Source organism: Rhizobium sp. AN5, from assembly GCF_900215255.1.
GTDB lineage: Bacteria > Pseudomonadota > Alphaproteobacteria > Rhizobiales > Rhizobiaceae > Agrobacterium > Agrobacterium tumefaciens.
The window spans coordinates 2,618,190-2,631,967 of record NZ_OCMJ01000004.1; the positions used below are offsets into that span (position 1 = coordinate 2,618,190).

At 59.3% G+C, this 13,778-nt stretch carries 14 protein-coding genes and 1 riboswitch; of the genes, 3 read left to right on the plus strand and 11 right to left on the minus strand.

The features are described from left to right. Positions 1 to 2: 2 nt before the first annotated feature. Together cobW and CRP02_RS25405 are read right to left on the minus strand one after the other, a co-directional pair. Entirely contained in the window at positions 3 to 1,040 is a 1,038-nt protein-coding gene (cobW, locus tag CRP02_RS25400; protein ID WP_097172622.1) for a cobalamin biosynthesis protein CobW, read from the minus strand. Continuing rightward, positions 1,037 to 1,423 carry a DUF1636 family protein gene (locus CRP02_RS25405; protein WP_179784129.1) on the minus strand — a complete coding sequence of 129 codons (387 nt, stop codon included), beginning with the start codon at positions 1,421 to 1,423 and terminating at the stop codon, positions 1,037 to 1,039. Before CRP02_RS25405 ends, cobW begins: the two co-directional genes overlap by 4 nt. Before the next feature lie 154 nt (positions 1,424 to 1,577). Then, a riboswitch (cobalamin riboswitch) is annotated at positions 1,578 to 1,793 on the minus strand. Positions 1,794 to 1,920: 127 nt separating this feature from the next. Between CRP02_RS25405 and cobO the strand changes: the two genes are divergently transcribed. After that, positions 1,921 to 2,538, plus strand: a complete 618-nt coding sequence (gene cobO / locus CRP02_RS25410; RefSeq protein ID WP_097172928.1) for a cob(I)yrinic acid a,c-diamide adenosyltransferase — start codon at positions 1,921 to 1,923, stop codon at positions 2,536 to 2,538. 1 nt (position 2,539) lies between these two features. Beyond that, on the plus strand, positions 2,540 to 3,997 hold the full coding sequence (locus tag CRP02_RS25415; protein WP_097172624.1) for a cobyric acid synthase: 1,458 nt from the start codon (positions 2,540 to 2,542) through the stop codon (positions 3,995 to 3,997). On the opposite strand, the gene cbiB is transcribed toward CRP02_RS25415, so the two are convergent. Next, entirely contained in the window at positions 3,984 to 4,949 is a 966-nt protein-coding gene (cbiB, locus tag CRP02_RS25420; protein ID WP_097172625.1) for an adenosylcobinamide-phosphate synthase CbiB, read from the minus strand. The genes CRP02_RS25415 and cbiB overlap by 14 nt on opposite strands. Here cbiB and cobD point away from each other — a divergent pair. Further along, on the plus strand, positions 4,948 to 5,994 hold the full coding sequence (cobD, locus tag CRP02_RS25425; protein ID WP_097172626.1) for a threonine-phosphate decarboxylase CobD: 1,047 nt from the start codon (positions 4,948 to 4,950) through the stop codon (positions 5,992 to 5,994). The genes cbiB and cobD overlap by 2 nt on opposite strands. Here cobD and CRP02_RS25430 read toward each other — a convergent pair. The 8 genes from CRP02_RS25430 to CRP02_RS25465 all read right to left on the minus strand — a co-directional run bounded on the left by CRP02_RS25430 (position 5,976) and on the right by CRP02_RS25465 (position 13,773). After that, complete coding sequence (locus CRP02_RS25430; RefSeq protein WP_003516405.1) at positions 5,976 to 7,253, minus strand: L-fuconate dehydratase; 1,278 nt, start codon at positions 7,251 to 7,253, stop codon at positions 5,976 to 5,978. The genes cobD and CRP02_RS25430 overlap by 19 nt on opposite strands. A gap of 36 nt (positions 7,254 to 7,289) precedes the next feature. Continuing rightward, on the minus strand, positions 7,290 to 7,619 hold the full coding sequence (locus tag CRP02_RS25435; protein WP_003516404.1) for an L-rhamnose mutarotase: 330 nt from the start codon (positions 7,617 to 7,619) through the stop codon (positions 7,290 to 7,292). An 11-nt stretch (positions 7,620 to 7,630) separates the two neighbouring features. Next, on the minus strand, positions 7,631 to 8,764 hold the full coding sequence (locus CRP02_RS25440) for a mannitol dehydrogenase family protein (protein WP_097172627.1): 1,134 nt from the start codon (positions 8,762 to 8,764) through the stop codon (positions 7,631 to 7,633). Then, a complete protein-coding gene (locus CRP02_RS25445; protein WP_097172628.1) occupies positions 8,761 to 9,771 on the minus strand; it encodes a zinc-binding alcohol dehydrogenase family protein in 1,011 nt (336 codons plus the stop codon). The genes CRP02_RS25440 and CRP02_RS25445 overlap by 4 nt, the downstream gene beginning before the upstream one ends. Positions 9,772 to 9,774: 3 nt before the next feature. Then, positions 9,775 to 10,596, minus strand: a complete 822-nt coding sequence (locus CRP02_RS25450) for an amidohydrolase family protein (protein ID WP_097172629.1) — start codon at positions 10,594 to 10,596, stop codon at positions 9,775 to 9,777. A gap of 4 nt (positions 10,597 to 10,600) precedes the next feature. Next, positions 10,601 to 11,614, minus strand: a complete 1,014-nt coding sequence (locus tag CRP02_RS25455; protein ID WP_097172630.1) for an aldo/keto reductase — start codon at positions 11,612 to 11,614, stop codon at positions 10,601 to 10,603. 120 nt (positions 11,615 to 11,734) lie between these two features. Next, the gene (locus CRP02_RS25460; RefSeq protein WP_097101026.1) at positions 11,735 to 12,676 is read right to left on the minus strand and encodes an ABC transporter substrate-binding protein; all 942 of its coding nucleotides are present in this window, start codon (positions 12,674 to 12,676) and stop codon (positions 11,735 to 11,737) included. Positions 12,677 to 12,750: 74 nt separating this feature from the next. Further along, a complete protein-coding gene (locus CRP02_RS25465) occupies positions 12,751 to 13,773 on the minus strand; it encodes an ABC transporter permease (RefSeq protein WP_003516396.1) in 1,023 nt (340 codons plus the stop codon). Between the last annotated feature and the right edge of the window lie 5 nt (positions 13,774 to 13,778).

Sequence of the window (13,778 nt, forward strand, 5' to 3'; positions counted from 1 at the left end):
TATCAGGCGGCCAGCATCTGTTCGATCTTTTCGCGGTTGAGGCCCTTTTCGCCTATGACGACGAGGCGGCTGCGGCGCTCTTCACCGGCCGCCCAGGGACGGTCGTAATAATGGTTGACGCGGCTACCGACTGCCTGCACCTGCAGGCGCATCGGCTTGGTGGATACTTCGACGAAACCTTTGATGCGCAGAACATTTTCTGCAGCCGCCGTCTCGGCGATACGAGCCGCCAACGCTTCCGGATCGGTCACGGCCGGGAGGTCGATGACGAAGCTGTCGAAATCGTCATGTTCATGGTCGAGTTCACCATCGTGATGGGTGCGGCGGTTTTCGATATCCTCTTCAACCGCAAGACCAAGGCCGATCAGCACGGCCGGATCGATGGCGCCATTCGAGGCGACGACGATCTTTGCGGCTCGCGGCAAATGCTCGAGAATATGAGCCTTCGCCTTGTCCAGACCGGCGCTATCGAGCAGATCCGCCTTGGTCAGCACGATAAGATCGGCACAGGCGATCTGGTCCTCGAAAACCTCTTCGACCGGATCGTCGTGATCGAGCGCTTCGTCATTTGCGCGCTGGGCGGCAAGTGCTTCCATGTCATGCGCCACCTGACCCTCGGCAAGGGCAGCGCCATCCACGACAGCTACCACAGCGTCAACCGTCACGCGGCTCTTGATGGCCGGCCATTGAAATGCCTGCACCAGCGGCTTGGGCAGGGCAAGGCCGGAGGTCTCGATGAGGATATGCTCCACCTTCGGCTGGCGGCTCAGAATCTGTTCGATTGCTGGCTGGAAATCATCCGCCACCGTGCAGCAGATGCAGCCATTGGCCAGCTCAACGATGTTTTCCTCTGGGCAGCTTTCAATGCCGCATCCCTTGAGGATATCGCCATCGATGCCGATATCACCGAATTCGTTGACGATGATGGCAAGCCGCTTGCCATCAAGCTTTTCGAGGAGACCGCGCAGCAGCGTGGTTTTTCCAGCCCCCAGAAAGCCGGTGACGATGGTGCAGGGAACGCGGTCCAGAAGGGTGCTCATGATCTCTCCTCGGTAAAATCGAATGGGGGAATGCGCGCCACCATGCCGCGCTTCAATGTGTCGGGGCGGCCGCGCCAGGGCATCAGGCCATCTGAGGAGGCGGCCAGCATTTGCGCGCCCTCGAGCAGGTCTTCCGCATCGTTGGGCGTCAGCCCGCCGAATACATAGGACCAGCCATCGGCACCGCGCAGCACGGCACTGAGGCCGCGTTTGCAATTGGCAAGGCAATTGACGGAGCGAACATCGATGCCGGAGTCACGCGCTTTTGCTATGGCAGCTTCCGCAAGGATGGTGCCGGGGCGCGGCTCCGCATTGGGATCGGTGTCGTCGCGACAGCTTCGGCAGACAAAAACGACCACGCCGGAAGCTGTGTTGACTTCCATTGTCCCGTCCGCACAAGAAGATGTTGTGGTAATATCCAAACCGTTCCGCTTTCCGCGCCTTTAAACTCATCGGGGTGCGGATGTCGAAAACAGCGCACTGAAAAGCGCGGCTGCAAATCAATTCGACCGGCTGACCGGAGCACCCCGCCCGGCAGACGTTTTTTCCTGAAACGGCAGGTCTCCTGGCTTGCGGCTTTAAAACACCCTGCACCACCTTCCCGGACCAATTTTATGGTCCAGTGGCTTCACAGCGCGGGCTTACCGCTTACAGTTGCGGGGGCAGCCACGGAATGACCCGGTATGGGGTGGAACCGTGTTCCCTCTTAGCTTTTCCCGTTGCCGGGAAAAGACCGTCAGTGCCTTACCCTTAGGCTGAACGGGCGTGACGGTCAATGCTGCCGGCTTGTCGATTGCCGGGTGCGGCAAATTGAGTATAGTCGCCGCTCCGAATGGCGGGGGCATACGGTCCCGCGCCGCTGGACGAGAAGGAAAACGCGATGACACGCGATATCAGCGACAGCGAAGCCGAACGCCACCGGCAGAAAATGGTCAACCGCAAGACGGTTCAGGATGCCGAAGTCGCGGAAAAGATCATCGAAAAAGGTCTGCTGATGATCAATACCGGCCCCGGCAAAGGCAAATCCACGGCCGCTTTCGGTCTTGCTTTACGCATGCTCGGCACAGGGCGGCGGGTCGGCGTCGTCCAATTCATCAAGGGCGCATGGTCGACGGGTGAACAGCAGGCCCTGACTTTGTTCGGCGACAGGGTGGAATGGCGCACCATGGGCGAGGGATTTACCTGGGACACGCAGGACCTGAAGCGCGATGTCGCGGCAGCTAAAAAGGCCTGGGACGAAGCGAAAGCACTGATGGCTGATGAGACGATCGGATTGCTGGTTCTCGACGAACTGAACATTGCGCTCCGCTACGATTACCTGCCGCTGGAAGAGGTCGTCGAAACGCTTTCCAACCGTAGATCCGATCTCCATATCATCGTCACCGGCCGCAACGCCAAACAACCGTTGATCGACGCTGCCGACATGGTGACGGAAATGACCCTCGTCAAACATCACTTCAAGGCAGGTGTGAAGGCGCAGGCCGGGATAGAATACTGACATGACTGCACGTGTGCTGATGTTTCAGGGAACCGGCTCGGATGTCGGCAAATCGCTGATGGTGGCTGGCCTTGCCCGCGCCTTCGTCAGGCGTGGCCTGTCCGTCATGCCGTTCAAGCCGCAGAACATGTCAAACAATGCGGCGGTCACCGCCGATGGCGGCGAGATCGGTCGCGCGCAGGCGCTGCAGGCGCGGGCAGCAGGCGTTCCGCTGTCGGTTCACATGAACCCTGTGCTTTTAAAGCCGCAGAGCGAAACCGGCGCACAGGTCGTCGTACAGGGCAAAATTGTCGGCAATGCCAAGGCTGCCGACTATCAGCACATGAAAGCCGGGCTGATGCCGCGTGTGCTGGAAAGCTTCGAGCACCTGAAACAACAGGCCGATCTGGTGCTGGTGGAAGGGGCGGGAAGCGCTTCTGAAATCAACCTACGCGCCAACGACATCGCCAATATGGGTTTTGCCCGCGCCGCAGATGTTCCCGTGATCCTGATCGGCGATATCGACCGGGGCGGGGTCATCGCCAGCCTCGTGGGCACAAAAACCGTTCTCGAACGCGATGATGCCGCGATGATAGAGGGCTTCATCGTCAACCGCTTTCGCGGTGACCCTGCGCTGTTTTCAGACGGCATGCGGATGATCGCGGAAAAGACCGGCTGGGCGTCCATCGGGCTATTGCCGCATTTTTCCGATGCTGCGAAATTGCCGGCGGAGGACGCCCTTGGGCTTACCGGCCCGGCGCAACAAAAGCCCGGCGCGAAAATCCGCATTGCCGTGCCGATCCTGCCGCATATCTCCAATTTCGACGATCTAGATCCGCTCGAGATGGAGCCGGATGTGGAGCTGATCCGGGTGCGGCCGGGCGAGACCATTCCCGCCGATTGCCGGCTGGTTCTGCTCTGCGGTTCGAAATCCACCATAGCTGATCTCGCCGTGCTGAAAAATGCAGGCCTCGACATCGACATCAAGGCACATGTGCGCCGCGGCGGTTATGTTCTCGGTCTCTGCGGCGGATACCAGATGCTTGGAAAAACCGTTGCCGACCCTGACGGCATCGAAGGACCACCAATGACAGTCGATGGGTTGGGCCTGCTGGATGTGACGACGGTTTTGACCGGCGACAAGAGGCTCGTTTCCGTGCAGGGACAGAGTTTCGACGGAATTCCCTTATCCGGCTATGAAATGCATGTTGGCGAAACGACGGGTGCTGCGGGCAACCTGCCATTTTCGACTATTGACGGACATGCCGATGGCGCAATTTCGCCCGATGGCCGCATCCTAGGCACCTATATCCACGGCCTGTTCGCGGATGACCGCCAACGCGGGGCGTGGCTTGAGCGCCTTGGTGGGCAGGGCACGCAACTGAACTATGATGCGCAGGTGGATGCCGTTCTTGATCGCCTGGCGGCCCATATGGAGAACCACCTCGATCTCGACAGACTGCTTTCTATAGCGCGATAAGTATCGCCAGCAATCCGAACAGCGCGATCAGCAAGAAGTCTGCGATCCTCGCCAGCCTGAGCGCCGTGCGAATATCGCCAGCAACCAGTGTCGCTCTTCCGCCTTCACCCATGAAACGAGCCTCGATCATCTGCCCGCCATAGGAGCGCGGCCCGGCCAGCGCAAAGCCCAGTGCCCCGGCCAATGCCGCCTCCGGCCAGCCGGCATTGGGAGAGCGGTGATGCCGCGCATCGCGGCGTATCGCGGCAATAGCCCCTTTCGGTGATGCACCCTTCACGAAAAACGCGGCGACCACGAAAAGACCGCCGCTCAGTCTCGATGCCGGCAAATTGACTAGATCGTCCAGCCGGGCTGACGCCCAACCAAAGGCCTCATGGCGTGGCGAGCGATGACCGATCATGCTGTCGGCCGTGTTGATTGCCTTATAACCCGCACCGCCTGGCAGGCCCAGAATACCAAGCCAGAGGGAAGGGGCGACAATGCCGTCAGAGAAATTTTCAGCCAGACTTTCAATCGCCGCCCGGCAGATCGCCGCCTCATCCAGCGCCTGCGGATCGCGCCCGACGATCATGGAGACAGCTTTGCGCCCGCCGTCCACCCCCTCGCGTTCCAGCGCAATGGCGACGGCCTCCACATGCTGTTCCAGACTTTTTTGGGCGGGAAGTGACGCCCCAAGCACCGCAACAAGCAACAGACCAAGGGGCAATAAAAGCAGAACCGATTGCACTAACCATGCGACAAGCACCGCCAGCGCCAGAAAAACGGAAAGCGCCGTGACGCCTGCCGCCTTGCGCTGCGAAAATGAAGCACTCTCCCGGTTCCATTTTTTGTCCAGCAGCGCGATAAGCGAACCGATCCAGGTGACGGGATGACCGATGCGTTTGAACAGCCAGTCCGGATATCCAGTCAGGCGTTCGATCAAGAGCGACAGAAAAGCGAGAGCGAAGAACATGGGCGATAAGGTACCGGAAAAGGCGCAGGCTGCGATCCGTCACGGCGGCAATCTCGGCAAGGCGCGTCTGATGTTTCCTGAAGCGCCGAAACCGTGGATCGACCTGTCGACCGGGATCAATCCGCACTCCTACCCGCATTCTCCCGTTCCCGCCAGCGCATTTGCCCGCCTGCCGGAACCCGACGCGGCCGAAGAATTGAAAAGGCTCACCGTCGCCTCTTTCGGCGCACCATCCGCGGGGCATGTGGCACTGTCCCCCGGCACCCAGATGCTGATGCCATTGCTGGCTCACCTGGCACTCGAACGCGGAGCGAAAAGCGGAGCCGTGCTCTCCCCCGCTTATGCCGAACATGCCCGCACCGCGCGCATGGCCGGACTGACAGTGACCGAGGTAGACCATATCAGTGATCTGTCAGCTTACGACTATGCGGTGGTGGTCAATCCCAACAACCCCGATGGTCGCGTCACGGATCGAGAAGCTTTGTTGTCGCTGGCCGAGGCGATGCGCCGCAAAGGCGGCCTGCTTGTCGTAGACGAGGCCTTTATCGAGACAGGACATACGGAAAGTCTTGCAAATGCCGCAGGGCGCGACGCGCTGGTGGTGCTGCGATCCTTCGGCAAGTTCTACGGCATGGCAGGGGTCCGGCTCGGTTTTGCGCTTGCGCATCCCGACATCGCTGCGGAACTGGAGGCAAGGCTTGGCCCCTGGGCAGTATCCGGGCCGGCACTCAACATCGCGACGCAGGCTTTGGCGGACAGGGAATGGCAATCATTCATGCGCCTGCGGCTTGCGGCAGAAGCACAGCGTATGAGTGAATTGCTGGAAAAAGTGGGCCTGAAGATTGCCGGCGGTACGTCCCTGTTTACCCTGGTGCGGGACCACCGGGCCAAAGAACTGTTCGATCACCTTGGCCAGCACGGCATTCTGGTGCGCATTTTTGATGAAAGGCCGAACGACATGCGTTTCGGCCTTCCCGGCAGCGAAGAGGAGTGGCAGCGCCTCACGGAAGCGCTGTTATCCTTCAATCATCCCTTGAACGTGTAGGTCGCGATAGAATCCGGCTTCATTTCAATGGAGAAACCGGGCAGCTTCGGCGGCATGTACGCGGCATTGCGAATATCGCAGGGTTCGATGAAATGCTCGTGCAGATGGTCGACATATTCGATCACGCGGCCTTCCTTGGTGCCGGAAACCACGAGATAGTCGATCATCGACAGATGCTGCACATATTCGCAAAGGCCGACGCCACCGGCATGCGGCCAGACCGGCAAATTGTATTTGGCAGCAATTAACAGAACGGCCAGCACCTCGTTGAGACCACCCATGCGGCAGCTGTCGATCTGCACCACGTCGATTGCACCTTCGGCGATGAACTGCTTGAACATGATACGGTTCTGGCACATTTCGCCGGTTGCCACCTTCACGGAGCCGATGGCTGCACGGATCTTGCGATGGCCGGCGACATCGTCCGGGCTGGTCGGCTCTTCGATGAAGAAGGGCTTGGCGAAGGCAAGTTGCTTGACCCATTCAATCGCCTGATCCACTTCCCACACCTGGTTGGCGTCGATCATCAGATAACGGTCAGGGCCGATCACCTCGCGGGCGATGGTGAGGCGGCGGATATCGTCTTCGAGATCACGGCCAACCTTCATCTTTACATGGTTGAAACCGGCATCGATCGCTTCCTGGCAAAGACGGCGCAGCTTGGCGTCGTCATAACCGAGCCAGCCGGCTGATGTGGTGTAGCAGGCGTAGCCTTCGTTCTTCAGCGTCTCGATACGTTCCTTTTTGCCGCTTTCGGCTTTTTTGAGGATCGCAAGCGCATCGTCCTTCGTCAGCACGTCAGTTAGATAGCGGTAATCGACGATATCGGCGATTTCTTCAGGGCTCATATCGGCAACAAGCTGCCAGACCGGCTTACCCGCCTTTTTGGCCAGCAAATCCCAGACAGCATTGACGACAGCGCCGGTGGCGAGATGCATCGCGCCCTTGTCCGGGCCGATCCAGCGCAGCTGGCTATCACCAGTCAGGTGGCGCCAGTATTTGCCGGGGTTCTCGGTGACCGTCGCTAGATCGGTTCCCACCACCAGATGGCGCATCGCCTTGATGGCCATGCAGCAAATCTCATTACCGCGCCCAATGGTGAAGGTCAGCCCGTGACCTTTCAGTTCAGGCTCGTCGGTGTCGAGAATGACGTAAGCCGCCGAATAATCCGGGTCGGGGTTCATCGCATCCGAACCATCAAGGCTCTGGGAGGTCGGAAAACGCAGGTCGAAAACTCGCAGATCAGTAATTTTGGTCATGGCCGTTCACTCGCGGTCAGTGTCAAAGGAAATCGTTCAGTCGTGGTGGAAGGTTTCTTCCATCATTGCCCACCACTCGCCTTCCTTGCGGCTTTCGAGTGGTTGCTGGCAGGGAATGGTGAAAGACCACCATTCCTGGTTCTTTGGGCTTGCCGCCATCTTCGCCATATCGGCGCTGAAATCGGTGCCGTGATATTCCCAATATCCGAACAGCAGATTTTCCGGTTCGCGCAGGAAGATCGTGTAGTTGCGGATGTTGCAATCGCTGATGAGCGCCAGAATTTCGGGCCAGACGGCGGCGTGCAGTCTTCTATATTCCGCAATCATGTCCGGTTTGACGCCGATGACCATTCCCATGCGCTGCATACAAAACTCCGTTATTGCTTGATGGTGGCGAGCGCCGCACGCAGTTTCTGCTGCGGCACGTTTAACCCCAGACGTTCCGCCGCAGCGATGACCGGGACAAAACGACGGCGTTTCTTTTCATCGTGATTGCCTGAAATGTCCGCGAGCCGGTGGGCGAGAAAGGGGTTCAAGAAACGCTCCCGCACCGCACGGATATAGGCTTGCGCTTCTTCCCCCATGCCTTCTGCGGCAAAGACCGGCAGAACCTCGTCCCGCCAGAGCGTTTCCAGATCTCCCGAGAGCGCATCGTCGGCCATTGCCTGCCGCACCGTTTCGTCTTTCGCACGGGCATCCCGCAACCATCGTTCCGCCAGATAGGAATGGCCAAGATTGAGCAGGAACAGCTTCAGCTTTTCGTAGTGGTCGAGATCATCAGTCAGCACCACCGCAGGGTGGGTGCAGGGCAGAACAAGGCCCTCCTGCTGCTCGATTGCCCAAAGCGCATAGGGCTCGGCAACTGCGCCAACCGGATCGATCGGCTCGGAAACGATTCGGTCCACAAGGCTGTTGGCAAAACGGCATTTCTCACTCAGGTAGAAGCCGAAACCCGCCGGCAGCTGCCATTCGTCGGCAAGCTGGCGAACAACCTCTTTCAACCGGTCGCCGTTGCGCGGAACAAGCTCGCAAGGAAAGATCGATACAGGGGCTTCCGGATTGGTCTGAAAACGTTCCAGCAGCAACAGGCAGAGCTTTGCCGGAAAACTCTTTGGCACCAGCGTGAAGTCGTCGGCAAGACCCGGTCCGTCGAACGAATCCAGCTCATAACCGCGGTCACCCGTATTGGACAAAATGACCTCAGCCCCGCAGGCGATGCGCCGCACCTCGGCCCAGTCGGCCGCCGCCGTCAGCGCGCGCGCGACAGCCTTGCCTGGAATTTCCTCATCCACCTCTTGCCCGTCGCGAATACCGCGAATGCGCACCGGATAGGGCATGCCATCGTTCAACGCTGCCACACGCTTCAGGCTCTCCGCATTGCCCGTCGTCTGGACGATTGCGATGCGCCCGAGGGCCTCGCCTTTTTCCAGCGCCTGCGAAATGAACAAATCCGCATGCGCCAGAAGAAAGCGGCTGGTACCGAATTGCAGGATGGGTGTGTCGGTCGTCATGCGACCTCCACCATGCCCTTGATGACTCCGGCTTTCGGATCGGTCAGCCCGGCGAATTTGGAAGGCACATCGGCAAGTGTCATGCGGTGAGTGATGAGTGCGTCCGGCACCTTGCCTTCCCGCAGCGCCTGCAACACCCGCTCGAAATCCTCCGGCGTGGCATTGCGGCTGCCGAGCAGCGTGGTTTCGCGCTTGTGAAACTCCGGATCGTTGAAGGAGATATCGCTGGCAACGATGGAAACCAGCACATAGGAACCACCGTGGCCGACGAAGGAAAAGCCACGCTCCATGGCTTTAGGATTACCGGTCGCATCAAAAACGGCATCGAAGAAATCGCCGTCGGTGATATCCGACAGGCGATCCTTGTCGCCCTCGCCAAGCGTCACCGTATGGGCAACGCCGAGATGGCCCTTGCAGAAATCCAGCCGGTCGATGCGCCCGTCAATCATCGTCACCTCACCGCCATCGAGAACGGCGAAAACCGCAACCGCCATGCCGATCGGACCGGCACCGACGATCAGGACCTTCTGACCCTTTTCCACCGACCCACGACGCACGGCATGCGCGCCAATCGCCAGAAATTCGGTCATTGCCGCCTGATCGAGGCTCAAGCCCTCCGCCTTCAGCACGAATTGCTGCGGAACGCTCAGATATTCGACCATGCCGCCATCGCGATGAACGCCGAGCACGCCGATGTTGCGGCAGCAATTGCTCTTTCCTTTACGGCAGGCGCTGCACTCACCACAGGAAATATAGGGTATGACGGTAACCACATCGCCCGCCGAAAGATGGCTGCCTTCCGGCGCCTCTTCCACCGTGCCGGAAAGCTCGTGGCCCATGATGCGCGGATAGGAGAGATAGGGCTGATTACCGGTAAAAATATGCAGGTCCGTGCCGCAGACACCAATGCGACGAATACGCACCAGCACTTCACCTTCACCACGGGCGGGCTTTGGTAGTTCCTTGGGGACAAGTTGACCGGGGGTCTCGCAGAAAATCGCCAGCATGCATCACCTGTTGGGAAGGGAATAAAAACGAACGGCGTTGCCGCCAAAGACGGCCGCATGGTTGTGCTCAGGCACGATTTCGCGGCAGAAGTCCAGCCATCCCTGATAGTCGCCAGCCAGCCGCAATACCGGCCAGTCGCTGCCGAAGATCACGCGTTCGCCACCGAACAGTTCCAGAATGGTTTCGGCGTAGGGCCTGACGGCTTCCGGTCTCTGCTCGCCACGCTCGGTCAACAGGCCGGACAGCTTGCAATGGAGGTTGGGAAGGGCCGCCAAAGCTGCCATGTCCCTGCGCCAGTCGCCATATTGGCCCGTGGCGATAAGCGGCTTCGCCCCGTGATCGATGACGACAGGCAATTGCGGATGGCGGCGCGCGAAGGCGAGAAGATGCGACAGATGCGGCGGCAGGACCAGCGCATCGAACACCAGTGCATGTTTCACCAGCGCATCCACGGCGGCATCGAGCGCGGGATCGTCGATCCAGGTCACATCGTCCATGCCTTGCAGCATCGGCCGTACGCCCTTGAAGGCCGAATGTTTTGCCCGCCGGGCGATTTCCGCCGCAGCATCCGCGGACTTCATGTCCACCCAGCCGACCACGCCCTTGATGAAATCGGTGCTGCCAGCCAGATCGAGCATGAAATCCGTATCGGCCGCACTTTCCATCGTCTGCACTAGCACCGTGCCGGAAACTCCGGCCTTTGCCAGCAGAGGGGACAGATCCTGCGGAAGAAAATCCCGGTAGATGGCAGCCAGAGACGGTGGCGGCCATTGCCCGGCACGATCCTTCATCAGCCAGAAATGCTGGTGGGCATCGATGATCATCGCTTCAGGCCTTTGTACCAGGCACAGGTGCGCCTTCGGAAATCAGGCCACGCTTTTGCAGCTCCGACCAGAATTCGTCCGGAACAGCCTGTTCGAACCATTCGATGTTTGCGGCAAGTTGCTGCGCATTGCGCGCGCCGGATACGACCGTGACCGAAGCCGGATGCCCGAGCGGAAACTGCAGCGCAGCCGCCTGCAATGAAACACCAACGTCGTCACAAACGCCCTGAAGCGCATCTACCCGCGTGATGATGTCGGCAGGCGCATCGGCATAGTTGAATTTGCGGTTGCCTGCCAGAATACCTGAATTGAAAGCACCGGCGACCACGATCGCAACGCCGGTTTCCGCGCAGCGGTTCATGAAGGCAAGGCTCTGCTGCTCCAGAAGCGTGTAACGGCCGGCAAGCATGGCAACGTCGATGTCGAAAACATCCATGGCGTCGCCGACAATTTCCCACTCGTTGACGCCGAGACCGATAGCGCCCGTCGACCCTTCCTCGCGCAGCTTGCCGAGTGCCCGGAAGCCGCCGCCGGTGGTCAGCTGCTCCCAGTAGTGCTGGTGCTTTTCGCCATGCGTGAAAGAGCCGATATCGTGCACATAGAGAATATCCGGCTTCAGAACGCCGAGCCGCTGCTGGCTCGCTTCGAAGGAGCGCAGGATACCGTCATAGGAATAATCATAGACCGGGCGGAAAGGCAGCGGCGCAATGTAGGCGTCCTCTTCCGGGCCCACAGTTTCATCGGGAACCATGACGCGACCGACCTTGGTGGAGAGGGTGTATTCGCTTCGGTCATGCTCCGTCACCATGGTTCCAAGACGACGCTCCGAACGCGTGTAACCGTAAAAAGGTGCGGTATCGAAATAACGAATGCCGCTTTCCCATGCCTTGTCGAACGCGCCTTTGGATTCCTCGTAGGGCGTGATGCGGTAGAGATTACCCATCTGGGCGCAACCAAGGCCCATGACCGTGACTTCAACGGCGCGGCGCGGCAATTTACGTGTATCGGAGACTTTCATCGCAAGGGCGTCCTGAATTTTTCGGTAGAGCGGATGGTGAAAACCGTATGCGGTATTGACTGAAATCCCGCTTCTAAAATTTGTGAGGCGCGCCGCTTAGAAAGCGGCGCGCCTCATGCATTAATAAAGAACGTTCTTGGCTTCCGGCTTCTCGATATTGTCCTTGGTGACAACAACAACGCCGGTGTCGACGAACTTCTCGACCTTTTCCTTGCCGATGAGCTTGGAAACGGTCTGGATGCCCTTTTCGCCCATCTGATACGAACCCTGAACGACGATCCCGGCCAGCGTGCCGTCCTTGACGAAGCCCTGAAGGTCCTGGTTACCGTCAAAGCCGATGCCGACAACCTTGCCAGCCTTGCCAGTCTGGGCAAGTGCGCGGCCTACACCAATTGCGGTGGGTTCGTTGGCGCCGAAGATGCCCTTGAGATCGGAATTAGCGGCCAGGACGTCGGTTGTCTGGTTCAGCGCCGTCGCCATCTGCGACTGCGAATAGAACGGACCTACGATCTTAAGGTTGGAATGCATTTGGATATAGTCGGTGAAACCACCGACGCGGCCGATTTCCGAGCCGGCACCGGCGACGTAGGACATCACGGCGATCTTGCCTTCCTTGCCAACCTTGTCGATCAGCGCCTGAGCAGCCAGTTCGCCGGCTTTCTTGTTATCGGTCGCCAGGAAGGACTGGTAATATTGCTCGGAACCCTTGGCGAGCTGCGAGTCGATCAGAACCACGGGAATGCGGGCTTCCCAGGCTTTCTTGACAGCCGGAACCAGCGCATCAGGATCGGAAGGAGCAAGAACGATACCCGAAACCTTACGGTTTACGGCGTTTTCAACCATGTTGACCTGATCGGCGATGGCCGATTCAGAAGCCGGACCCTGGAAGGTCATGGTGTTGCCGGCAGAGTCCTTCATCGCCGCGTCGGCACCCTTCTGAACGTTCTGCCAGAAGGTGGAGTTGACGGTCTTGACGATGACGGCGATTTCGCCGGCCTGCACGGTGGAGACGCTCCACAGCGCGATTGCGGATGTCAGAAGGGCGGTCGTAAGCTTGTTCATTTCTTCCTCCGTGATGTCGGCATACCGGGCCTCCCGTGCCGATCTTGTTTGCGGATAGGGTCCGCAGCCCTGTATCAGCGGCGGTTGCGCAGCTGGTCGATCCAGACGGTGACCAGAATGACAAGGCCGATGATGATCTGTTGCGTGAAGGCGGAGACGCCATTCATATTGAGACCGTTGCGCAGGATGCCGATGACGAAGGCGCCGATGGCCGTGCCCGAAATCGTACCCACGCCGCCGATGAGCGATGTGCCGCCGATAACGGCGCTGGCAATGGCATCCAGCTCATACATCACGCCCTCATTCGGCTGGGCTGTAACGAGGCGCGACATCAGCACGCAACCCGTCAACCCGGCGAGTGTACCGGACAGGATATAGGTGAAATTGGTGACGCGTGCGACGTTCACGCCGGACAGACGCGCAGCATCCGCATTCGAACCGACGGCGTAGATGTGACGGCCGAGGATGGAGCGGTTGAGCATGAAGGAAACCGCAAGCGCAATCACCACCATCAGGATGACGGGGTAGGGAATGCCCGGAAACACCACGTTCGGAAAACCGTCATCACCGATATTGACGATGCGGAAGAGGGCGCCGTTGCCGAGTTCACCGAAGGATTCGCCGAGGCCGGAAACCGCCCGCGCGCCGGTGATCTGCAGCGCCACACCACGGGCGATCAACATCATGCCGAGCGTGGCGATGAAGGGCGGCAGCTTGAAGCGCGTGACCATGAGGCCATTGATAAGACCGCAAAGCGACCCCGTCAGAATGCCGAGCAGCATGCCGACCGGCACCGGCATACCCAACTCCTTCACCGCAAGCGCAGCAACGACACCGGCCAGAGCAAGCACCGAACCAACTGAAAGATCGATGCCGCCGGTGATGATGACGCAGGTCGCACCAATGCCGAGAAGGGCGATGGAGGTCACCTGAAGCGCAATGGTCATGGCATTGTTGACGGAGAAGAAGGCGCTGCTTGTGGCGGAAAACACCATAACCAGCACAACGAGACTGCCAAGAGCCGCAAACTTCTGGATTATGTCCTTCTGGCGGTCGCTGAAAGCGAAGCTCTTCTTGGGTTCTGCAATATTAGCCATGTCGT

Bases quoted from the DNA above. Each gene is read 5' to 3' on its own strand.
- CRP02_RS25430 (WP_003516405.1), bottom strand. From the start codon at position 7,253: ATGACCAAAATTACTGATCTGCGAGTTTTCGACCTGCGTTTTCCGACC.
- cobO (WP_097172928.1), top strand. From the start codon at position 1,921: ATGACACGCGATATCAGCGACAGCGAAGCCGAACGCCACCGGCAGAAA.
- CRP02_RS25455 (WP_097172630.1), bottom strand. From the start codon at position 11,614: ATGAAAGTCTCCGATACACGTAAATTGCCGCGCCGCGCCGTTGAAGTC.
- CRP02_RS25405 (WP_179784129.1), bottom strand. From the start codon at position 1,423: ATGGAAGTCAACACAGCTTCCGGCGTGGTCGTTTTTGTCTGCCGAAGC.
- CRP02_RS25415 (WP_097172624.1), top strand. From the start codon at position 2,540: ATGACTGCACGTGTGCTGATGTTTCAGGGAACCGGCTCGGATGTCGGC.
- cobW (WP_097172622.1), bottom strand. From the start codon at position 1,040: ATGAGCACCCTTCTGGACCGCGTTCCCTGCACCATCGTCACCGGCTTT.
- CRP02_RS25440 (WP_097172627.1), bottom strand. From the start codon at position 8,764: ATGACGACCGACACACCCATCCTGCAATTCGGTACCAGCCGCTTTCTT.
- CRP02_RS25465 (WP_003516396.1), bottom strand. From the start codon at position 13,773: ATGGCTAATATTGCAGAACCCAAGAAGAGCTTCGCTTTCAGCGACCGC.
- cobD (WP_097172626.1), top strand. From the start codon at position 4,948: ATGGGCGATAAGGTACCGGAAAAGGCGCAGGCTGCGATCCGTCACGGC.
- CRP02_RS25435 (WP_003516404.1), bottom strand. From the start codon at position 7,619: ATGCAGCGCATGGGAATGGTCATCGGCGTCAAACCGGACATGATTGCG.
- CRP02_RS25445 (WP_097172628.1), bottom strand. From the start codon at position 9,771: ATGCTGGCGATTTTCTGCGAGACCCCCGGTCAACTTGTCCCCAAGGAA.
- CRP02_RS25460 (WP_097101026.1), bottom strand. From the start codon at position 12,676: ATGAACAAGCTTACGACCGCCCTTCTGACATCCGCAATCGCGCTGTGG.
- CRP02_RS25450 (WP_097172629.1), bottom strand. From the start codon at position 10,596: ATGATCATCGATGCCCACCAGCATTTCTGGCTGATGAAGGATCGTGCC.
- cbiB (WP_097172625.1), bottom strand. From the start codon at position 4,949: ATGTTCTTCGCTCTCGCTTTTCTGTCGCTCTTGATCGAACGCCTGACT.